Origin of the sequence: Aurantimonas endophytica (assembly GCF_014196845.1) — a bacterium.
Lineage (GTDB): Bacteria > Pseudomonadota > Alphaproteobacteria > Rhizobiales > Rhizobiaceae > Aurantimonas > Aurantimonas endophytica.
The window spans coordinates 1,338,630-1,359,767 of record NZ_JACIEM010000001.1 but is presented as its reverse complement, the minus strand read 5'-3'; the positions used below and the strand labels follow the sequence as shown (position 1 = coordinate 1,359,767).

General features: G+C 67.8%; 18 protein-coding genes. 10 read left to right on the top strand and 8 right to left on the bottom strand.

All coding sequences use genetic code 11. The features are described 5' to 3' along the window. The first annotated feature begins 4 nt into the window (after positions 1-4). From GGR03_RS06625 to GGR03_RS06610, 4 genes are all read left to right on the top strand, one after another. The gene (locus GGR03_RS06625) at positions 5-163 is read left to right on the top strand and encodes a hypothetical protein (RefSeq protein ID WP_183206747.1); all 159 of its coding nucleotides are present in this window, start codon (positions 5-7) and stop codon (positions 161-163) included. A gap of 131 nt (positions 164-294) precedes the next feature. Next, the gene (locus GGR03_RS06620) at positions 295-894 is read left to right on the top strand and encodes an SCO family protein (RefSeq protein WP_183206746.1); all 600 of its coding nucleotides are present in this window, start codon (positions 295-297) and stop codon (positions 892-894) included. Between the two features lie 137 nt (positions 895-1,031). Next, positions 1,032-2,924 (top strand): cation:proton antiporter, encoded by a 1,893-nt coding sequence (locus GGR03_RS06615; protein WP_183206745.1) that lies wholly within the window; start codon positions 1,032-1,034, stop codon positions 2,922-2,924. Next, entirely contained in the window at positions 2,924-3,796 is an 873-nt protein-coding gene (locus GGR03_RS06610; RefSeq protein ID WP_183206744.1) for a 50S ribosomal protein L11 methyltransferase, read from the top strand. The genes GGR03_RS06615 and GGR03_RS06610 overlap by 1 nt, the downstream gene beginning before the upstream one ends. An 81-nt stretch (positions 3,797-3,877) precedes the next feature. On the opposite strand, the gene GGR03_RS06605 is transcribed toward GGR03_RS06610, so the two are convergent. Then, positions 3,878-4,087: a hypothetical protein gene (locus GGR03_RS06605; protein ID WP_183206743.1), complete on the bottom strand. Its 210-nt coding sequence runs from the start codon at positions 4,085-4,087 to the stop codon at positions 3,878-3,880. A 229-nt stretch (positions 4,088-4,316) separates the two neighbouring features. On the opposite strand from GGR03_RS06605, the gene GGR03_RS06600 reads away from it, so the two are divergent. After that, positions 4,317-6,149 carry an aminopeptidase P family protein gene (locus tag GGR03_RS06600; RefSeq protein WP_183206742.1) on the top strand — a complete coding sequence of 611 codons (1,833 nt, stop codon included), beginning with the start codon at positions 4,317-4,319 and terminating at the stop codon, positions 6,147-6,149. 52 nt (positions 6,150-6,201) lie between these two features. On the opposite strand, the gene GGR03_RS06595 is transcribed toward GGR03_RS06600, so the two are convergent. Further along, positions 6,202-6,690, bottom strand: coding sequence for a BA14K family protein (locus GGR03_RS06595; RefSeq protein WP_183206741.1), 489 nt, complete (start codon positions 6,688-6,690; stop codon positions 6,202-6,204). Positions 6,691-6,897: 207 nt separating this feature from the next. Between GGR03_RS06595 and GGR03_RS06590 the strand changes: the two genes are divergently transcribed. Then, entirely contained in the window at positions 6,898-7,545 is a 648-nt protein-coding gene (locus GGR03_RS06590; RefSeq protein ID WP_183206740.1) for a DsbA family protein, read from the top strand. Positions 7,546-7,573: 28 nt separating this feature from the next. Here GGR03_RS06590 and GGR03_RS06585 read toward each other — a convergent pair whose 3' ends face one another. The 4 genes from GGR03_RS06585 to GGR03_RS06575 form a co-directional block, all read right to left on the bottom strand. Beyond that, entirely contained in the window at positions 7,574-8,398 is an 825-nt protein-coding gene (locus GGR03_RS06585; RefSeq protein WP_183206739.1) for a universal stress protein, read from the bottom strand. A gap of 8 nt (positions 8,399-8,406) precedes the next feature. Then, positions 8,407-8,820 carry an NAD-binding protein gene (locus GGR03_RS24015; protein ID WP_246367721.1) on the bottom strand — a complete coding sequence of 138 codons (414 nt, stop codon included), beginning with the start codon at positions 8,818-8,820 and terminating at the stop codon, positions 8,407-8,409. Continuing rightward, positions 8,817-10,103 carry a cation:proton antiporter domain-containing protein gene (locus tag GGR03_RS06580; RefSeq protein WP_210291996.1) on the bottom strand — a complete coding sequence of 429 codons (1,287 nt, stop codon included), beginning with the start codon at positions 10,101-10,103 and terminating at the stop codon, positions 8,817-8,819. Before GGR03_RS06580 ends, GGR03_RS24015 begins: the two co-directional genes overlap by 4 nt. Before the next feature lie 459 nt (positions 10,104-10,562). Further along, the gene (locus GGR03_RS06575) at positions 10,563-13,058 is read right to left on the bottom strand and encodes an ATP-dependent helicase (protein WP_183206738.1); all 2,496 of its coding nucleotides are present in this window, start codon (positions 13,056-13,058) and stop codon (positions 10,563-10,565) included. 143 nt (positions 13,059-13,201) lie between these two features. Between GGR03_RS06575 and GGR03_RS06570 the strand changes: the two genes are divergently transcribed. Continuing rightward, entirely contained in the window at positions 13,202-14,086 is an 885-nt protein-coding gene (locus GGR03_RS06570; RefSeq protein ID WP_183206737.1) for a dienelactone hydrolase family protein, read from the top strand. A 124-nt stretch (positions 14,087-14,210) separates the two neighbouring features. On the opposite strand, the gene GGR03_RS06565 is transcribed toward GGR03_RS06570, so the two are convergent. After that, positions 14,211-14,639 (bottom strand): hypothetical protein, encoded by a 429-nt coding sequence (locus GGR03_RS06565; protein ID WP_183206736.1) that lies wholly within the window; start codon positions 14,637-14,639, stop codon positions 14,211-14,213. A gap of 239 nt (positions 14,640-14,878) precedes the next feature. On the opposite strand from GGR03_RS06565, the gene GGR03_RS06560 reads away from it, so the two are divergent. The 3 genes from GGR03_RS06560 (at position 14,879) to GGR03_RS06550 (ending at position 20,540) form a co-directional block, all read left to right on the top strand. Continuing rightward, complete coding sequence (locus GGR03_RS06560; RefSeq protein ID WP_183206735.1) at positions 14,879-17,446, top strand: cation:proton antiporter; 2,568 nt, start codon at positions 14,879-14,881, stop codon at positions 17,444-17,446. Between the two features lie 239 nt (positions 17,447-17,685). After that, on the top strand, positions 17,686-18,123 hold the full coding sequence (locus GGR03_RS06555; RefSeq protein ID WP_246367719.1) for a putative pterin-binding protein: 438 nt from the start codon (positions 17,686-17,688) through the stop codon (positions 18,121-18,123). 14 nt (positions 18,124-18,137) lie between these two features. Beyond that, positions 18,138-20,540, top strand: coding sequence for a putative bifunctional diguanylate cyclase/phosphodiesterase (locus tag GGR03_RS06550; RefSeq protein ID WP_183206734.1), 2,403 nt, complete (start codon positions 18,138-18,140; stop codon positions 20,538-20,540). Positions 20,541-20,574: 34 nt separating this feature from the next. On the opposite strand, the gene GGR03_RS06545 is transcribed toward GGR03_RS06550, so the two are convergent. After that, the gene (locus GGR03_RS06545) at positions 20,575-21,066 is read right to left on the bottom strand and encodes a thioesterase family protein (RefSeq protein WP_183206733.1); all 492 of its coding nucleotides are present in this window, start codon (positions 21,064-21,066) and stop codon (positions 20,575-20,577) included. Positions 21,067-21,138: the final 72 nt, after the last annotated feature.

The window sequence follows — 21,138 nt, the reverse complement described above, 5'->3', positions numbered from 1 at the left end:
CCCGATGAACCCGCCCGCCTTTCCATGGACGACGAAACTCGCGCTCGGCAGCCTCGCCGCCGGGATTGCGGTCGCTGCGGCCGTCGCCACCCTCGGCTGGGCACGCCACGGCGAGCAGATCTTCGTCGGGATGCTGCAATCGGGATGGATGACCTGCTTCTGAGGCAGCGCGCGCATTCGTGAGCGGCATTAGGCGATCGAATATCGCGCGCCTGGCGCCTGTCGTGCTATCGCCGGTCGAAAATCACCGACAGACAAGGAGCGGACCCCGGAATGGCGGGATCCGACGAGGCCATGAGCACCACCACCATGATCCGCACCGGCCTCTGGGCCATGGCGGCGCTGATCGCCGGCGTATTAGCAGCGGTGTTTTACATTGGATCAGCGGGGCCGGGGGCAGGGCCAATTAGCGAGGGTCCTTATGGTTCTTCGTTCCAACTCATCGACCAGAACGGTGCGCAATTCACCGAGGCCGATCTTCGCGGCACGCCGGCCGCGGTCTTCTTCGGCTTTGTCCACTGTCCGGACGTCTGCCCAACGACGCTTTACGAACTGGCTAGCTACCAGAAGGAGCTCGCGGCAAGCGGCGGGCCGCTTCAGGTCGTCTTCGTCACCGTCGATCCCGAGCGCGACACGCCGGCGATCATGAAGGACTACGTTTCGGGCTTTTCGGCCGACGTAACCGCGCTGACCGGTTCGCCCGAGAACGTCGCGGCGATGCTGAAGGGCTGGGGCGTCTATTCGCGCAAGGTGGGCGAGGGCGAGGACTACACCATGGACCACACCGCGACGACCTTCCTGCTCGACGCCGACGGCGCACTGGCAGGCACGCTCGCCTACGGCGAAAATGCGGAGACGGCGAAGGCCAAGCTCGAACGGCTCACCGGCGTCTGAGCCGCAGAGGGGTGCCCGTTCGCCCTTCCCACGCTGCCCGGCTGAGCTAGTTTCGGCGCGTCATCTGAATACATCAGCGTGGAAAGCGGGGTGCCTTGCCGGCACCGGCGCCTTGCGGCTGCTCCGGAAGCTTTATCATGCACGATCTCGCCCTTCAGCTCGCGATCATCGGCGTTGCCGGCATCGCGGCGCAATGGATCGCCTGGCGTCTGCAGATCCCGGCGATCGTTCTGCTGCTGGCGGTCGGTCTGGTGTTCGGGCCGCTCACCGGTTTCATGAACCCGCGCGCCGATTTCGGCGACCTCTACACGCCGCTGGTCTCGACGGCGGTGGCGATCATCCTGTTCGAGGGCGGGCTGACGCTGAACTTCCGCGAGATCCGCGAGACCTCGCGGGCCGTGCGCCGCATCGTGACGGTGGCGGGACCGCTGGTCTGGCTGATGACCGCGCTGGCGGCGCACTACATCGGCAATCTCACCTGGCCGACGGCGATCATCCTCGGTGGCCTGCTGGTCATCACCGGGCCGACGGTGATCATGCCGCTGCTTCGACACGCCAAGCTGAAGAACCGCCCCGCCTCGATCCTGCGCTGGGAGGCCATCGTCAACGACCCGATCGGCGCGCTGTTCGCGGTTCTCGCCTTCGAAATCTATCTCGTGCTCCATACCGGCCATCAGGCTGAGAACCTCGCCTTCACCGTCCTTTTTGCGCTGGCGATCGCCGTCCCAGGGGGCATAGCGGCCGGCCGCTTCCTGGCCTGGGCCTTCGCGCGCGGCGCGGCGCCGGAATATCTCAAGGCGCCGATCCTGCTCGCCGCCGTGGTCGGCATGAACTCGCTGACCAACCTCGTGCTCGAGGAGGGCGGCCTGCTGACGGTGACGGTGATGGGCATCACCATGGCCAATTCGCGCATCGCCAGCCTTGCCGATCTGCGCCGGTTCAAGGAGACGATCACCATCCTCCTCGTCTCCGGCCTGTTCATCATCCTGACGGCGTCGCTGCAGCCGGTGGTGATCGCCGGCCTCGAATGGCGGGTGCTCGCCTTCCTCTTCGTGGTGCTGTTCGTGATCCGGCCGCTGGCGGTGTTCGTCGCGACGATCGGGGCGGGCCTCACCTGGCGCGAGCGGGCGCTGGTCGGATGGATCGCGCCGCGCGGCATCGTGGCGACGGCGGTCGCCGGGCTGTTCGGCTCGACGTTGGCCGATCTCGGCGTCGTCGATGGCGACCGGATGATCGCCTATGTCTTCGCCATCGTCGCGGTCACGATCCTGCTGCACGGCTTCACGCTCGGGCCGCTGTCGCGCCTGCTCGACCTGCGCTCGGCGGACCGGCCGGGCGTTCTCATCGTGGGGGCGTCGCGCTTCACCATCGCGCTGGCCCGCCGCCTCAAGGCGCAGGACGTGCCGGTGCTGATCGCCGACGCCAACTGGTCGCGAATCTCGCAGGCGCGGCTCGCCGAGCTCGATGTCTGGTATGGCGAGGTGCTTTCGGAGGCGGCCCACCACAACCTCAACCTTTCGCGCTTCGACTATCTGATCGCGGCGACCGACAACGAGGCCTACAACGCGCTGGTCTGTACCGATTTCGGCCCGGAGATGGGCCGGTCGGACGTGTTCCAGATCGGCAAGATCGCCGATTCCGATCGCCGGGCGATGAATTTCACCATCGGCGGCCAGCCGTTGTTCCAGCCGGCCAAGGGCTTCGTCGAATTGCGGGACCTCATGGTCGATGGCTGGAACTTCCAGGCGACGAGGCTGACCGACGAATTCGAGTATCAGCGCTTCACCGAGACGCGGGCAGAAGGCACCCATGCGATGCTGTGGATACGGCCGTCGGGGGCGCTGGTCTTTGCCGCGGGCGAGGGATCGGGCACGCCGTCCGAAGGCGACACGATCATCTCCTTCGGCCCGCGGCGCGCCGAGCGCGAGCAGGAAAAGATCGTCAAGGCGACGACGACGGAACGCGAGACGCGCGCCGAGAAGGCCCGTCAGACCGCCGAGGCGGTGAAACCCGGGGAGGTCGCCACCTGATGGCGCAGGTTCGCTACCATATTGCGGCCGGCAAAGCCGAGGCCGAACGGCTCTACGCGGCGCTCGACGCAGCCTTCGAGGACGAAGGCGCGCCGGTGGCGATCTCCGAGGTCGACGAGGCCGCGGAGCGCTTCGAGGTCTCGGCCTATCTCGAGGTCGCCGAGGGCGAGGACAGGACGTCGGAGGTCGCGGCGGCGCTTGGCCGGGACACGACCGACGGGATCAGCCGCGAGGATCTGCCGGACCGGGACTGGATGGCCGACGTCCTTGCCGCGCTGAAGCCGGTGCGCGCCGGACGCTTCATCGTCCACGGCGCGCATGACCGCGACAAGGTGGCGGCCAACGACCTCTCGATCGAGATCGAGGCCGGCCAGGCCTTTGGCACCGGCCATCACGGCACCACCGCCGGCTGCCTCTCGGCCATAGGGCGGATCGTCGGGCGTCGGCGCCCGCGCAACGCGCTCGACCTCGGCACCGGCAGCGCCGTGCTGGCCATCGGCATCGCCAAGCTGGCGCGGGTGAAGGTGCTGGCGACCGACATCGATCCCGTCGCCGTGCGGGTCGCCGCGGCGAACATTGCCGGCAACGGGGTCGCGCCCTTTGTCGAGACGGCCGTCGCCACCGGCTTCAGGGCACGCGCCATCGCCGACCGGGCGCCCTACGATCTCATCGTCGCGAACATCCTGGCCGGACCGCTGATGCGCCTCGCGCCGGAATTCGCCCGGCATCTCGCCCGGGGCGGCGACCTGATCCTCTCGGGTATCCTCGCCAGCCAGCGCGACCGGGTGCTGGCGAGCTTCCGCATCCAGGGACTCTACCATCGCCAGACGCTGGTCCGCGGCGAATGGGTGACGCTGCATCTGACGCGCTGAGCCGCCCTCGAACGCAAAACGCCGGCGGAAGGGCCGCCGGCGTTTCAGAACCAGGATTGTGTGGGCGGAATGCCCGGCGCGTCAGCGGCGCTCGGGTGCCTGACCGTCGAACAGCGATTCGTGGCCGTTGCTGCCGAAATCGTCGAAGGCGTGGATCGAGTGATGCTGGGCGATATAGCGCCGCGCCTGACGCTCCCGCGCCTCGATGACGCGGTCGAGAACGTTGCGCATGAAGCCCTTGGACTTGCCGGACTGGCGAAGCGACAACTGCGTGAAACTGGTGGTGGCCATGGGGTGGTCTCCTTCGAGAATGAGTGCCTCCCGACAGGCTGTATATGCGGGTTCTCCCGGCCGTCCGGTAGAGTCGTTCCTGCATAGGTCCGTCCCGCCTGCTGCAATGCAGCATGGCGGCGCCGTTAAGCCGGCGTTAAGCTTTCCCGCCATGGCTTCCCCGCCTATGGTGCGCCCGCCGCGCGGTCCTCGCGTCGGCGGATTCGAGATGGCGGAAAGCGTGAGACTCATGTTCCAAGACTTCGATGCGGCGAGCGACAGCAGCGGTTCGGCGGAGCGGGTGCGCCGGTTGCGGGCGGGCCTCGCCGAGGCGGGGCTGGACGGGTTCATCGTGCCGCGGGCCGACGAGCACCAGGGCGAGTACATCCCGGATGCTGCCGCGCGGCTCGAATGGCTCACCGGCTTCTCGGGCTCGGCCGGTACGGCGCTGGTCCTCGCCGACCGGGCGATGATCCTCTCCGACGGGCGCTACACGCTGCAGGTTCGCGCCCAGGTCGACACTTCCCTGTTCGAGCCGGTCTCTTCCGTCGAGACGCCGCTGGCGGAGTTCCTGCCGGTAGCCGCCGCCGGCAAGCGGATCGGCTACGATCCGTGGCTGCACACGCAAGGCGAGATCCGCAGTCTGACCAAGGCGATGGAGAGGACGGGCGGAACGCTGGTGCCGGTCCGCGGCAACCCGATCGACCGGATCTGGAACGATCGGCCGGCGCCGCCGAAGGGCGCGGCGATGGTGCATCCGGAGCGTTTCGCCGGCAGGGGAGCGGCGGACAAGCTGGCCGCCATGGCCGAGAAGCTCGTCGAGGCCAAGGCTGACGCCGCGCTGCTCACCGACCCGGCGTCGATCGCCTGGAGCTTCAACATTCGCGGCTCCGACGTGCCGCATACGCCATTGATGCTGGCTTTCGCGATCCTGCGGCGCGACGGGCGCCCCACCCTGTTCGTCGACCCGGACAAGCTGGATTCGGCCCTGCGCGACCATCTGGCGCCGCTCGCCGACATCGCCGCGCCGGAAGAGTTCGAAGCCGCTGTGCGGCGCGAGGCGGCGGGCCGTGCGATCGGCATCGATCCGCAGCTGGCCGCTGTGCGCCTGGCGACCCTCGTCGCGGAGGCGGGCGGTACGGTGGTCGAGATGGCCGATCCCGCGCGGCTGCCGCGCGCCATCAAGAACGACGGCGAGATCGAGGGTGCGCGGGCGGCGCAGCGCCGCGACGGCGCGGCGGTGACGCGTTTCCTGGCCTGGATAGACGGCCAGGCGCCGGGCAGCGTCACCGAAATCGGCGCGGCCGAGAAGCTCGAGGCGTTGCGGGCAGAACAGGGCGAACGCGACGGTCAGAAGCTTCGCGAGATCTCGTTCGACACCATCGCCGGCGCAGGGCCCAACGGCGCGATCGTCCACTACCGGGTCAATCGCGACACCGATCGCGCATTGGATGCGGGCAATCTGTTCCTGCTCGATTCGGGCGCGCAGTACCAGGACGGCACCACCGACATCACCCGCACCATGCCGATCGGCGAGCCGACGCAGGAGATGCGCGAGAAGTTCACGCTGGTCCTCAAGGGGATGATCGCGATCTCGACGGCGCGGTTTCCCAAGGCCACGCGCGGCGTCGATCTGGACCCGCTGGCGCGCATCGCCCTGTGGAAGGCCGGATGCGACTACGCCCACGGTACCGGCCACGGCGTCGGCTCGTTCCTGGCGGTCCACGAGGGGCCGCAGTCGATCTCCAAGCGCGGCATGGCGGCGCTGGAGGCCGGGATGATCCTCTCCAACGAGCCAGGCTACTACCGGGAAGGTGCCTACGGCATCCGGATCGAGAACCTAGTGCTGGTTGAACCGGCCGAACCGATCGCGGGCGGCGACCTGCCGATGCACGGCTTCGAGACGCTGACGCTTGCGCCGATCGACCGGCGGCTGATCGTGCCGCAGATGATGAGCCCGGAAGAGATCGCCTGGCTCGACGCCTATCATGCCCGCGTCGCGGCGACGCTGGCGCCGCTGCTGTCCGGCGCGGATGCGGCGTGGCTCGAGGCGGCGACGCGGCCCCTGGCGGCCGCATCCTGACGTGAAAAAGGCCGGGTTGCCCCGGCCTTTTTCAGATGGTCAATCGGTCGGCTCAGCGGCAGAGCTGACGCGGACCGTGGTAGGGCTGGAACGTGCCCGAGCGGGCGTCGAACGACCGGTAGCGCGCCGAACAATAGCGATACCACTCGCCCGTCCAGGGGCGCGGCGAGCCGTAGACCGGCGCGGGACGGTAATAGCGCGGGGCCGGCTCATAATAGCGTGGCTGGCTGGCGATGGCCGCACCGAGGCCCAGCCCGACAATGCCGCCGATCACCGCTGCAGCGCCGGCGTCGCCGCCGCGATAGCGGCGCCCGCCGTAGTAGCGGCGGTTGTTGTAGTAGCCACGGCCACCGCGATAGTGCCGGCCACCGCGATAGTGCCGACCGCCACGGTAATGCCGGCCGCCGCGCCAACCCGGATCAGCCTTGGCCGTGCTCACCCCGACCAGCGGGGACAGCGGCAGCGACGTGGTCGCCGGGGCGAAGGTCAACGCCAGCGCCAGCGCCAATGACTTGAATGCCAGGGACTTGGGAAACTTCATGCCGGCCTCCTGCAGGAACGATATCGTAGGCTTAAATAATGCGCTGGCAGATGAATGGCTCCTGAACGAGACGAATCTCACGAAAGCGTGGCAGCACGCGCGCGGCTGCGAACGGCTCTTGCAAGGCGGGGGCCGGGCAACAGTTGACGAGGCCGGCGTCATCGATCGCCGATTCCGAACGGACCGCCCAGCAGGAAGAGCCCGCCCATGCAGCCCCCGACGCCGCATCTCGTCTATTTCGCCGACCCGATGTGCTCGTGGTGCTGGGGCTTTGCGCCGGTCCTCGACGCGATCGCTGGCGGCCATCCCGACCTGCCGATCAGGCTGATCCTCGGCGGCCTGCGGCCCTTCACCGAGACGGCGATGGACGAGGCCGCGAAGCAGCGGACCCGCCTGCACTGGGAGCACGTCGCCAAGGCCTCCGGCCAGCCGTTCGACTTCGGCTTCTTCGAGCGCACGGGCTTCGTCTACGACACTGAGCCGGCCGCTCGCGCCGTCGTCACCGCGCGCCGGCTGCAGCCGGGCCGCACTTTCGCGCTCAACCGGCGGATCGGCCACGCCTTCTACGCCGAGAATCGCGACGTGACGCAGGCCGAGACGCTGGCCGATCTGGCCGAGGAAATCGGCTTCGAGCGCGACGACTTCCTTGCGGCTTTCGAGGACGGGGCGACGAAGACGGAGACGCTGCAGGATTTCGCCATTGCGCAGCAGGCCGGCGTCACCGGCTTTCCGACGCTGCTCGCCGGGCCGCAGGACGACGGCAGCTTCCTGCCGATCACCGTCGGCTACCAGGCTCCGGAAGCGGTGCTGGCGCGGCTCGGCATGTGGCTGGAGCATCAGCTGGAGGACAACTGAGAGCAGTGGTCCGGGCTGTGAGAAGGCCTCAGCCTAGGCGCGGCACGATCAAGAGGTCGGTGAGGCCGTGACGGATCAGTTCGCCGCTGACGCTGCCGATCATGCCACGCACCAGTCCCCGCCTTGCGTGCGAGGAGACGACGATGAGATCACCCTCGCGCTGCGCCGCAAATGCCGCGATAGCCGCTCCCGGGGCCGCGTCGACGATCTCGATAGATAAGGGAATGGCTGAATCCGTGAGCCCGGCGGCGAGCCGGCTCCGGGCATTCACCGCAGCGGCGTGACGATGCTCCTCGATGGTCTCCACGGCGACTCCGGCATAGTACATTAGCCCGGTGCCGGGCGTTGCCACCGCGTGGAGTATCGTGGCGCGCGCGGGAGCGGCTCTGCCGAGGCGCTCTAGCACCTCAAGAAGTTCCGGCCCCTCGGCTGACTCAACGCCGACCACCGCGTGCCGATGCGCTTCCGCTACGTCTGTCCGCGCGATCAGGACCGGCACCGCTGACACGCGGATGAGCCGCTCGACCGTGGTGTCCTGGAAGATGTCGCGCAGCCGGCTGCGCCGGTGGTCGCCCGTCACGATGAGATCGGCGTGGGCAGCGGTCGCGGCCCGGTGCAGCGCCCAGAACACGTCTCCGACCACGACCTCCCGGCGCAGCTCCGGGAGTGCCAGACCCGCCGTCTCAGCCGCCAGGCGTTCCTCCGCTTCTGCGACCCGGCGTTCGAGCACTTGCGCCGGCAGGTCGTTATCGATCGCGTGCACGACGCGCAGCTGCGCGTCTGTGGCCTTTGCCAGCGCAGCTGCCCGGAGCAGGCCCAGTGCGCTGCGATGGCTGAGGTCGGTGGCGGCCATGATGGTCTTCATGCTGCAGTCCCCCGGCTCGCGAGCCCCTGATGTTCCTCGTCCCGGTCGGCAATCTGCCGGGCCGCGGACAAGGCGGCCTCGTCGAATGGATAGAGGATGAGATCAACCAGACCGCCATCGGCGAGATGGCGGGCCTCGTCATCGTCACGCGCGGTAATCGCGACGCGGCCGCCAAAACGGTGGGTGCGGATCGCCGTGAGGAAGCCGCCGCGCGGATCGGTCTCGGTCAGGAGGATGCGGCCATAGGGCACGGCCAGGACGATCCATCGCGTCTCGGCGAGCGGCAGCTCGGCCCAGAATTCCTGTTCGGTCACGTCGCCGTAGCGCACGCGAAATCCCTCGCCGGCGAGGCGGCGGATCGCCACCGGATCGAGGTCCACGCCGAGCGCCTGGTAGCCGGCATCGGTCAGCCGGCGGAGCAGTTGCGCGCCGAAGCGGCCGAGACCGAAGACGATGATCTCGGTCGGCCGGGATGTCGGCTCGTCGTCGGCCCCGGCCTCGCGCCGCCGCCGAAGTCCAGCCGGGCCAGCAGCGGTGCCAGCCAGTCGTAGAGTTGGTAGGAATAGGTGATCATGTAGACCGAGACGGCGATGGTCACGAGCCCGACCAGCGTGACGAGGCCGACGGCCGCGCTGTCGACATGGCCGAGGCTGAGGCCCATCGCCATGAAGATCAGCGAGAATTCCGAGATCTGCGCGACGGTCAGCCCGGCGAGGAAGCCGGTGCGGGCGCGATAGCCCATCCAGGCCATGATCAGGAGGACGATCAGCGGGTTGCCCACCAGCACGAACACCGAGAAGACCGCTGCCCGGCCGAGATCGCCGGTCAGCGTCGACAGGTCCAGCGAGGCGCCGATCGACAGAAAGAAGAACAGGAGCAGGAAGTCGCGCAGCGCCGCGAGCCGCGCCGAGACCATGTCACGGTACGGTGTGGAGCCGAGCGAGACGCCGGCGGCGAGGCCGCCCAGCTCCTTGCCGAGGCCGAGCATGTCGCCGATCGCGGCGGCGGCCGCAGCCCAGCCGATCGCCGCGATCACCAGCAGTTCGGGCGTGCGGGCAAGCCGCGCCATCAGCGGGTCGGCCAGATAGCGTACGAACAGGACCAGCACTACCGTCACGGCGACGAGCGAGAACAGGACCGTGGCGAGCGAGACGAGACCGCTCTGCTCGCCCGCGGCTCCGATGCCGACCGTCGACAGCACCACCATGGCGACCACCACGACGATGTCCTGGACGATCAGGAAGCCGAGGGCGATCCGGCCATGAAGGGTCTCCAGCTCGCGCTTGTCGCCGAGCAACTTCACCACGATGATCGTCGATGAGAAGGTCAGCGCCACGGCAACATAGACGCTGGTCAGGACGTCAAGGCCGAGCGCGAGGCCGATGAAGAAGCCGATCCCGGCGGTGAACACCACTTGCCCAAGGCCGGTGGCGAGCGCCACGGGGCCGAGCTGTGTGACCAGCCGCCAGTCAAGCTTCAGCCCGACGAGGAAGAGCAGCAGTGCGACGCCGAGTTCGGCGAGGAAGCTGATCTGGCTGGACGTCTCGGGACTGTTGTCGAACAGGGCAGCGGTGGCGATGCCGACGGCAATGAAGCTGACGATCACCGGCTGGCGCAGCAGGGCGCCGAGCATGCCCACCGCCGCGGCGACGAGCAGCAGGAAGGCGATCTCGTGAAAGACGATGTCGGCCATGCACCCCTTGCCGGCGGATTTTCACGTGCCGCAACGCTAGGGGAAAGCTGGGGAAGGGTGAACCCTCGGAAAACGCGTAGCGGGTGCGGCGTCTGAGGGTAAGCACCCTCTCTCCCCTTGAGGGAGAGAAAGCCTTTTCGCTGTCTTGGCCCGAGGCCTGCCGATGGGCAAGTCGCAGAAAAGGCCAGAGAGGGGTGGGGCGTCGATGGCAGGCGGTGCGGGTCGCGGAAACGAGAACCCCTCTCTTGCGATTTCTATCGTTTAGCGCCTTCGGCGCTAAGCCGATGAAATCGCTTTCTCCCCCTCAAGGGGGGAGAGGGCGCCGCGTCGGAGGTAAAGCGCCCTCACTCCCCTTGAGGGAGAGAGGGCCTTTTCGCGGCCTTCTATCGCTTGGTGCCTTCGGCCCCAAGATGATGAAATCGCTATCTCCCCCTCAAGGGGGGAGAGGGTGCCTAGGGCTCACACCGCTTCGACGAAGCCTTCGAGCACGCGCTTCTGGCCGGCCTTGTCGAAGTCGACGGTCAGCTTATTGCCCTCGACGTTGGCGACCGTGCCGTTGCCGAACTTGAGGTGGAAGACCCGGTCGCCCTCGGCGAACCGGCTGGCTTCCGTCACCACGGATTTCGCCACCAGTTCGCCCTCGATCTCGCGCGGGCCGCCCTTGCTGGCCGATGAATGGAGGCCGAAGCCCTGGCGCGGCGGCTGGTTGTGGCCGCGGCCGGCGCGGGCGTTGCCGCCCTCGCCGTAATTGATCTCCCGGGTGCGCCCGCCGGACCAGCCGTCGCCGCCGCTCTTGCCGGTGTTCGTGAAGCCGGCATTCGCCGCCTGGGCGCGGCGCCAGCCGGGGGTGGTGTAGGCGGCTTCCTTGAAGGCCGAAGCGCCATCCCAGCGCGAGGCGCCGTAGCCGCCGTAGCCGCCATAGGAGGTGTTGGCCTCCATCACCTCGACATGCGCCTCGGGCAGCTCGTCAAGAAAGCGCGAGGGGATGGTCGATTGCCAGAGCCCGTGGATGCGGCGGTTGGAGACGAACCATATCTTCACCCGGCGCTTGCCGCGGGTGAGGCCGACATAGGCGAGGCGCCGCTCCTCCTCGAGGCCGGAGCGGCCGCCTTCGTCGAGCGAGCGCTGGTGCGGGAACAGGCCTTCCTCCCAGCCGGGAAGGAACACGGTCTCGAATTCCAGCCCCTTGGCCGAATGCAGCGTCATGATCGAGACCGCATCCATCTCGGCATTCTGCTCGGTGTCCATGACCAGGGCGACATGCTCGAGGAAGGTCGGCAGCGACTCGTACTGCTCCATCGAGCGGACGAGTTCCTTGAGGTTCTCCAGCCGGCCGGGCGCCTCGGCCGAACGGTCGTTCTGCCACATCTCGGTATAGCCGGATTCTTCCAGGATCTGCTCGGCGAGCTCGGTGTGCTTGACGGTGGCGAGCAGTTCCGACCAGCGGCGGAAATCCGAGACGACCCGGCGCAGCGTTGCCCGCGGCTTGGGCTTCAGTTCCTCGGTCTCGGCCATCTCGCCGGCAGCGGCGATCAGCGGGATGGCCCTGGCGCGCGCATAGTCGTGGATCAGGCGGATCGTGGCGTCGCCGAGGCCGCGCTTCGGCGTGTTGACGATGCGCTCGAAGGCGAGGTCGTCGGCAGGCTGGCAGACGCAGCGGAAATAGGCCAGCGCGTCGCGCACCTCCATGCGCTCGTAGAAGCGCGGGCCGCCGATGACGCGGTAGTTGAGGCCCATCGTGACGAAGCGGTCCTCGAACTCGCGCATCTGGAACGAGGCGCGCACCAGGATCGCCATGTCGTTGAGGTTGTGGTTCTCGCGGCGCTGCAGGTCCTCGATCGCCTCGCCGATGGCACGCGCTTCCTCCTCGGAATCCCAGCCGGCATTGACCTCGACCTTGGGATCCTCCGGGTCGGCCGCGTCGGTGAACAGTGTCTTGCCGAGCCGGTCCTCGTTATGGGCGATCAGATGCGAGGCGGCGCCGAGAATGTGGGCGGTGGAGCGGTAGTTGCGCTCCAGCCGGATCACCGTCGCGCCCTGAAAATCCTTGTCGAAGCGCAGGATGTTGTCGACCTCGGCGCCGCGCCAGCCATAGATCGACTGGTCGTCGTCGCCGACGCAGCAGACGTTCTGCGGAACGTCCTTCGGGCGCTGGGCGAGCAGGCGCAGCCAGAGATACTGGGCGACGTTGGTGTCCTGGTACTCGTCGACGAGGATGTACTTGAAGCGGCGGTGGTACTCGGCGAGGACGTCCGGATGCGCCCGGAACAGGGCGATCGGATGCATCAGGAGGTCGCCGAAGTCGCAGGCGTTGAGCGCCATCAGCCGCGCCTGGTAGGCGGCGTAGAGCTCGCGGCCCTTGCCGTTGGCGAAGGCGCGGGCGTCGCCTTCGGGAATATCCTTCGGCGTCAGGCCCTTGTTCTTCCAGCCGTCCATCATGTTGGCGAAGGTGCGCGCCGGCCAGCGCTTGTCGTCGAGGTTTTCGGCCTGGATCAGCTGCTTGATCAGCCGGATCTGGTCGTCGGTGTCGAGGATGGTGAAGTTGGACTTGAGCCCGACCAGTTCCGCATGGCGGCGCAGGATCTTGACGCCGATCGAGTGGAAGGTGCCGAGCCAGGGCATGCCCTCGACCGCGCCGCCGACCAGGAGGCCGACGCGGTTCTTCATCTCGCGCGCCGCCTTGTTGGTGAAGGTCACAGCGAGAATCTGCGACGGGAAGGCGAGGCCGAGATTGAGGATATGGGCGATGCGGGTGGTCAGCACCCGCGTCTTGCCGGTGCCTGCGCCGGCAAGCACCAGCACCGGCCCCTCGGTGGTCTCCACCGCGGCCCGCTGTTCCGGATTGAGCCCGGCGAGATAGTCCGGGGAGCGCGTGCCGCGGGCTGCCATCGCCCGCGCGGCAATGCCGCCGGTCGCCGCCGGTGCGGCCCGGCCTGATTCGTCGAAATCGGTCATCGTTCTTTATGTAATGGATGGCGCCCGGAACACTAGGGGAACGGCCGGTCGATGCGCCGCGGCACCCGGGCTTGGCTCCCCCGCGCGGCGCCGCTATCGTGGGAGCGGCTCGCAGTGACCGGCGAGGCGACAGGGGGATCCGCATGACCGGGACGCCGAAGATCACCCAGGCGATGATAGACGCCTACGACGAATATACCCACCTGACGCTCGACCGGCGCGGCTTCATGGCGCGGTTGACCGGACTTGCCGGCTCGGCCGCCGCCGCGGCGGCGATCCTGCCGCTGATCGCGGCGTCGCCGGCGCGGGCCGCCATCGTCGATCCGCGGGATGCGCGCCTGTCGACGGTGTGGGCGAGATTTCCGGCGGGCGACACGGAGATGCGCGCCTATGTCGCCAAGCCGGCGGAGGGCGAGGGGCCGTTCCCCGGCGTTCTCGTCATCCACGAAAACCGCGGTCTCAACGCGCATATCCAGGACGTGGCGCGGCGTTTCGCGCTGGACGGGTTCATTGCGGTGGCGCCTGACTTTCTCTCCTCGGCGGGCGGTACGCCACCGGACGAGGACGCGGCGCGCGAGATGATCGGCGGGCTCGACGGCGAGCGGACCGTCGCTGAGGCGGTCGCCTCCCGCGAGTGGCTGGCCGCATTGCCGGGCTCGAACGGCAAGGTCGGCGTGGTCGGGTTCTGCTGGGGCGGCGGCCTGGTCAACAGCATGGCGGTGGCCGATTCGGCGCTTCTGGCGGGCGTCGCCTATTACGGCCGGCAGCCCGACCCTGCGGACGCGCCCAAGATCAGGGCCGCGCTGCTGCTGCACTATGCCGGGCTCGACGAGCGCATCAATGCCGGGATCGAGGCCTATCGCGCGGCGCTCGAGGCAGCCGGTGTCGAGCACGAGATCCATGTCTACGAGGGCGTCAATCACGCCTTCAACAACGACACCTCGGCAGCCCGCTACGACAAGCAGGCGTCCGACCTTGCCTTCGAGCGGACGGTGACTTTTCTCAAGGAGCACCTGGTCGACGATTGACCTGATGTCCTCGCTTCGCGGGTGAGGTCTCGGGAGGCCGCCGCGCAAGGGCGCATCCGTTTCGCCGGAGCCGTTCCGGCCATGGCTGGTGATCAATGGCGCCGTCCGTGCCGGCGCCGGCGCCTTAGATCCCTGTACCGCGAGACAGGAGCGCGGCACGCGGGTTGGGCGTCTCGAAGGGAAAAGCAAGGCCGGACGGTCGCTCGACGACACGGCCCCGCCGGTCGTGAACCACGCCGCCGAGCACGCCGTAGCCGGCATCCTCCAGTTCCCGCTCCGCGCGAGCCGCGCAATCGAGCGTGCGCATGCGGCGTCCAAGCGTGGCGAGAACATAGGCCGCGGCAAGGGCAAGAACGGCGCTCTCAAACCAGGCCAGGCCCACCGCGTCTACGCCAAGGGTGGGACCCACTAGAAACAGGAGGGTTGCCGCCAGCGTGGCCGCCAGGACCTGCCCGTCGCGACGGGCGGTCTGCTGCCGGGATTGCTGCAGCCAGTAATACCGGTCGATCAGCAGTTCCAGCCGGCCCGGCATATCGGCTCTCGATCTGCTCACGCGATCCTCATGGTCTGTTGCGAACGGCGGGCGAGTAACGGAAGATTCATCAATTGTCGAATCGCGGCCGGCGCCCGAGCCCTGGTCGCGGTGACGGCGGATTTTCCACGACCCGAGCGCGTTGCAGCGATTGCGCCACGGAACGGCCCTGCTGCTATGTTGGGTCCTCCCGTATCCACCGCGCAGCGATCAGTCGGCGAGACGCTCGCGGCCCGATCATCTGAAACCAGGGCATAGCTTTGTTCGACGTTGCGGCAATCATCCTCGTAGTGGCGAGCCTGCTGCTGATCGTCGCGGCGCTGCAGCCGGTGGCGGCACGCTTCCAGCTGCCGTCGACCATTCTGCTGGCGGCGGTCGGCGTGGCGCTGGGGTTTCTCGCGGCGTTTCTCCTGGCGACGCCGGTCACGGACGCGTTCAACGTGATCGTCTCGCCGATCGTGAACCTGCCGGTCCGCTCGTCGATCTTCCTCTACGTGTTCCTGCCGCTCCTGCTGTTCCAGGCGTCGATCATGATCGACGTCCGGCGGGTCATGGATGACGCGGTACCGATCCTGGTGCTGGCGGTCGTCGCCGTCGTCCTGGCGGCCGCGGTGATCGGGTTCAGCCTCAACGCCCTGTTCGGCATCTCGCTGGTGGGTGCGCTGCTGCTCGGCTCGATCGTCGCCACCACCGATCCGGCGGCGGTCGTCGCGATCTTCCGCGAACTCGGCGCGCCGGCACGTCTCACCCGACTGGTGGAAGGGGAAAGCCTTCTCAACGACGCCGCCGCCATCGCGCTGTTCTCGCTGCTCCTGACGGTCATCGTTTCCAACCAGCCACTGGAAGCCTCGGACGCGCTGGTGCGCTTCGGCACCGCCTTTCTCGGCGGCGCACTGGCGGGCTTCGTCGGCGGCTATGCGCTCAGTCTTGCCCTGCCACTGATCGGCGGCATCCGGTCGGCCGAAGTCACGCTGACGCTCGGCGCCGTCTACGCGATCTACATCCTGTCGGACCAGTTCCTCGGGGTCTCGGGCGTGGTGGCGGTGGTGGTCGCAGGACTGGCGGTCTCGGCCATGGTGCCGGCGCGAATCGCGCCGAGCAACTGGCGCTATCTGCGCGATGTCTGGGAACAGATCGGGTTCTGGGCCGGGTCGCTGGTGTTCCTTCTCGCCGCGATCCTGGTGCCGCGCATCTTGTCCGAAGTGCGGTTCCAGGATCTGCTCATCGTCCTGACGGCGGTGGTGGCGGCCCTGGCTGCCCGAGCGGTGGTGCTCTTCCTGGTGCTGCCGGCGCTCAGCGCCATCGGCGCCGCCCGGCCGGTCAGCCTGCCGTACAGCGTGACGATCTTCTGGGGCGGGCTGCGCGGCGCGGTGACCCTGGCGCTGGCGCTGGTGGTCACCGAGAACGCCTTCGTCGAGCCGGAACTCAAGCGGTTCATCGCCGTCACGGCGACCGGCTTCGTGCTGTTCACCCTCTTCGTCAACGGCCTGACCCTGCACCGGGTCATCCACTGGCTGAAGCTCGACCGGCTCTCCCCGGTCGATAGTGCCGTGCGCAACCAGGTCCTGGCCCTGACGCTCGCCGAGGTGAAGGACACGCTGGAACTGACGGCGCGGCGCTACGGCCTCAACAGCGAGGCGAGCGGGGCGGTGATCGGCACCTACCGGTCGCGGATCGAGGAGGCCTCGACGCTCGACATCGAGGAGGTGCTGACCGACCGCCAGCGGGTCACGCTCGGCCTGATCGCGCTGGCCACGCGCGAGAAGGAACTGATCCTGCAGCATCACGGGCGCGGCACGATCGCGGTCGATGCCGTCGGCGCCATGCTGAGCCATGCCGAACGCCTGGTGGAAGGAGCCCGGAGCGACGGGCGTGTCGGCTACAACCGGGCGGCGCGAGAAAGCCTCGAATACGGCCGTGGATTCCGTGTCGCCTACGAGCTGCATTTCCGCTTCTCGATCGACAGGTTCCTGACGCGGCGGCTGATACGCCGGTTCGAGACGCTGCTGGTTCTCAGTCTGCTCACTACGGAGCTTCTGGAATACATTCCGCAGCGGATCACGCCGCTGCTCGGCGCGCGCATCGGGGCGATCCTCACAGAGATCGTCAAGAGCCGCCACGACGCAGCCAATAACGGGCTGCAGGCCTTGCGCCTGCAATATCCGGAATACGCGACGGCGGTGGAAGAGGAGTTCCTGTCGCAGCTCGGCGAACAGCAGGAGCTGAGCCATTTCGACGATCTGTTCGAGGAAGGCATCCTGGCGCTTGAGATCCACCAGGATCTGCGCCGCGCGGTTCTCGTGCGGGGGCCGCTGCGCGAGAGAAGACAGCTCGACCTGAAGCTGAACACGCTGGACATGATCCGGTCGCTGCAGATCTTTCGCCATCTCGACGACAAGCGGGTGAAGCGGCTGGCACGACGCCTCAAGCCGCGGATCGTGCTGCCGGGCGGCTATCTTGCGCGCAAGGGCGATCTGCCGACCGGGCTGTATTTCATCGCTTCGGGCGTCGTGGAGGTGCGGCGCGAGGACCAGACCATCACGCTGGGGCAGGGAGAGTTCTTCGGCGAGATCGCGCTCCTGACCGGTCGACCACGCGGCGCCGACGTCGTGGCGCTGACCTATTGCAACGTGCTGGTGCTGGCCGCGGAGGATTTCGACCGCTTCCTCAAGGCCTATCCGAAGGTGAGGGAGGAGATCGAGAAGACCGCGCTGCGCCGCGAAGAGGACAATGCCGGGCGTCGTGTCGCTGCATCCGAGCCGCGCTCGCAGGCCGCCGCCGGCGAGCCGGCGCAGGGGGCAAGGGAGCTGGTAGGGACCTCTGACTGAGGCTCTGCCGCGCCCGGCCACTGGCCGAGACGTCGTTACGAGAGGTCGGGCTGCAGGGCCGCAAACCCGGAAAATACGAGCGGGTCTGTTCACCTGCTCTTAGCGCCGGAATGCTATAGCCTGCTGCTGCAGAGACATTTCGTTTCGGCAACCCGAGGAGACAGCCCGTGCAGAGGAGCCCGTTCAGGGCGTTGATCGCAGCATGCTGGTTCGCGATCCTGCCCCCTGCACAAGCCGAGATGCTCGCCGCGCCCACCGGCGAAACAATACTGACCGTCTCCGGCAAGATCACATCCACCAATGTCGACGGGACAGCACAGTTCGACCGCGCCATGCTCGAGGCTCTGGGGACCGTCAGCTTCCAGACGCGGACGCCCTGGCGCGACGGCGTCACCACGTTCGAAGGCGTGCTGCTCGAAACATTGATGACGGCTGTCGGCGCAACCGGCGAGACCGTCACCGCCACCGCCCTGAACGATTACGTCACCGTCATCCCGATCAGCGATTTCACCCGTTTCGGCCCTATCCTGGCATTGAAACGGGACGGCGAGTACATGACGATCCGCGATCACGGCCCGCTCTTCATCGTCTATCCCTACGACAGCGATCCCGAACTGCAGAGCCAGACCTATTTCAGTCGGTCCGTCTGGCAGCTCCGGTCGCTGGTGGTCGACTAGGCGTGCAGCAGGCGATGTCGCTCAAGACCCTGCAATGGCTGCTTGCCGCGACCGTCTGCTGTTTCGCCGCGGCGACGTTCTATCTCTCCTATGTCATCGTGGCGCGGCAGGATGCCCTCCACAGCGTCTCCCGCTACAACGCGGCATGGACCGTCAGCCAGGGCGTCTCGGAGTTCATGCGCCTCGAGCATCGGCTCGCGGCCTACGCCATACCCGGCCGGAACGTCAGTCACGACGAGCTTCAGCTCCGGCTCGACATCCTGTTCAGCCGGCTCGCCGTGTTCGACAGCGAGGCGGAAGCCATCGGCCACGAGCGGAGCATCCGGCATTTCATCGAGAGCGATCGCTCCCACCTCGCCACGATCGACAATCTGCGCCAGGCATTGCAGACCGTCGAAGGCCTCCTCGCCAATCCGCCGGTCAGCATTCCCGATGCCATGGCCGCCTTGGCAGTGCTGGAGCCGCTCGACGCCCAGCTGACATCGCTGGCCGCCAGGGCGGCGAGCCATGGCGCCAGCCTTGCGGGGGAGGACCAGGCGGCGCTGCAGCGACTCCACACGATCTTCACCGCGCTCGCCATCGGCCTGATCCTGTGCGGCGTCGCGCTCATCGTCCTTCTGCTCAACCAGAACCGGCTGCTGATGCGCGCGCAGGGCCGGCTGCGAAACCTCGCGGACAGGCTGCAGGCGACGACGCGAAGCCTGCAGGCGCAGAACGAACGGTTCGACGCGGCGCTGGAGAACATGTCCCAGGCGCTATGCACCTTCGACGCGAACGGCCGCCTGGCAGTGTTCAACGAGCGCTTCGCGGCGCTGACCGGTCTGCCGGAGCACGAACTGGCCGGCGCGACGACCGAGGAGATCATCGAGCGGAGCGCAGGCCGGCTCCAGGTGAGCGCCTTCGAGCAGATCGCCCGCCGGCAGCGCCCGCTTGTGAAGCAGAAGCACGGGGCGCTGTTTACCCAGGAGCTCGAGGACGGCCGGGCCTTCTCGGTGTCCCACGAGCCTCTGCCCGATGGTGGCTGGCTCGCCACCTACGAGGATATCAGCGAACGGCGCCAGGCCGAGGCCCGCATCGCGCACATGGCGCATCACGACCCGCTGACCGACCTGCCGAACCGCACGCTGTTCCAGGAGCGGCTGGAGTTCGCGGTCTCGCGGTCGCGGGATGACGGAAGCCGCACGAGGGTTTTCCTGCTCGATCTGGACGGCTTCAAGGACGTCAACGACACGCTCGGGCACCACGCGGGCGACGAACTCCTGAAGGTCGTCGCCAAGCGGCTGGAATCCAGCGCGGGAACAAGGCGCCTGGCCGCACGGATCGGCGGCGACGAGTTCGCGGTGCTCGACGAGACACCCGATGGAACCGAGGCCAGCCTCGAATTTGCCCGACGACTGATCGCTTTCCTTTCATGTCCCTACGCCATCGAGGGCAAGCAGATCGACATCGGCGTCAGTATCGGGATCGCCGAGCATGCCGGGGACGCCCGCCACCCGGAGGACCTGTTGAAACGAGCCGACCTGGCGCTCTACCAGGCCAAGGCCGACGGGAAGGGACGTGCGCGGCTGTTCGAGCCGGCGATGGACGCCCACCTCCTGTTCCGCAAGACGTTCGAGGCGGATCTGCGCGGCGCCCTGCAACGCGGCGAGATTTCGGTGCATTACCAACCGCTGGTCGACACCGAGACGCGCAGCATCTGCGGCTACGAAGCACTGATGCGGTGGCAGCACCCGGTCCGCGGGTGGGTTTCGCCCGCGGAGTTCATTCCCGTCGCCGAAGACACCGGCCTGATCGACGCCCTGGGCGAATGGGTGATGCGGCAGGCCCTGCAGGAGGCTGCCCGGTGGCCGGATCACTTCACCGTCGCGGTGAACCTGTCGGCGGTGCAGTTCCGCAGCGGCGCGCTGGCCCGGACGGTGATTTCGGCACTGGCCGCTGCCGGGATAAGGCCCGAGCGGCTGCACCTGGAGATTACCGAATCGGTGCTTTTGGCAGCCAGCGACCAGACTCTTGCGACGCTGCACCAGTTCAAGAATCTCGGCGTGCGGATCGCCATGGACGATTTCGGCACCGGCTATTCCTCGCTCAGCAATCTGCGCAGCTTTCCCTTCGACACGATCAAGATCGACCAGTCCTTCGTTCGCGACCTCAGCACCGGGCCCGAAGCCTTGTCGGTGGTACAGCTGATCATCAGCCTCGGCACGAGCCTCGGGATGGAGACCACTGCGGAGGGCGTCGAGACCGAGGCGCAATACGCCTGCCTGCAGGCGCTGGGCTGCACCCATGTGCAGGGCTATCTCTTCGCCCGGCCGAAGCCGGCCCGCGAGCTTGACCATGCGGCCTCGCCGCCACTCCCGGAAGACGCGGCGGCGGATGGCGAGCCGTCCAAGACATCGCAGGGGCAGATCGCCCTCTGATCGGCGGGTTCGGCTCGCGGGTGCCCGAGGGATGCTAGGCCTGCACCAGGGGGATCCGGCGCCCCATCCGGTCCGGCCGCGGCAGCCGCGCGTGTTCCGCCGCCATCGCCGCGATACGCTGGTAGACATCGTCCGGAAACGGCGCGGCCCTCGGCCTGTCCCCGCGTTGGTCGATGGACAGGCTGAGACCCTCCAGCGTCGCGGCGCGCCAGCCATCCTCGTGGAACATCTCCTGGAACACGTGCAGCCGCTTGGCGTCGAGCCCGACGATCTGCGCGGTGACGCGGACGAGCGAGCCGGGCGGCACCTCGCGCAGATAGCAGACATGGGTCTCCACGGAGTAGGTGGTCATGCCGCGTGACGCCCGATAGGCCTCGCCGAGCCCGACCGCGTCGAACAGCCCGTCGATGCCGCGGTCGAACAGGACGTGGTAGTAGGCGAGGTTGAGATGGCCGTTATAGTCGATCCATTCCGGCTCCAGGGCCATGAGATCGGAACGAAAAGGCGCTGGCTGGCGGACGGTCATCGCGGTCTCGCATTGGCGTCGGGTCGAAGCTATCGCTAGAAGCCAGAGGCGGGGCCGCGGGGCAAGCAGCCG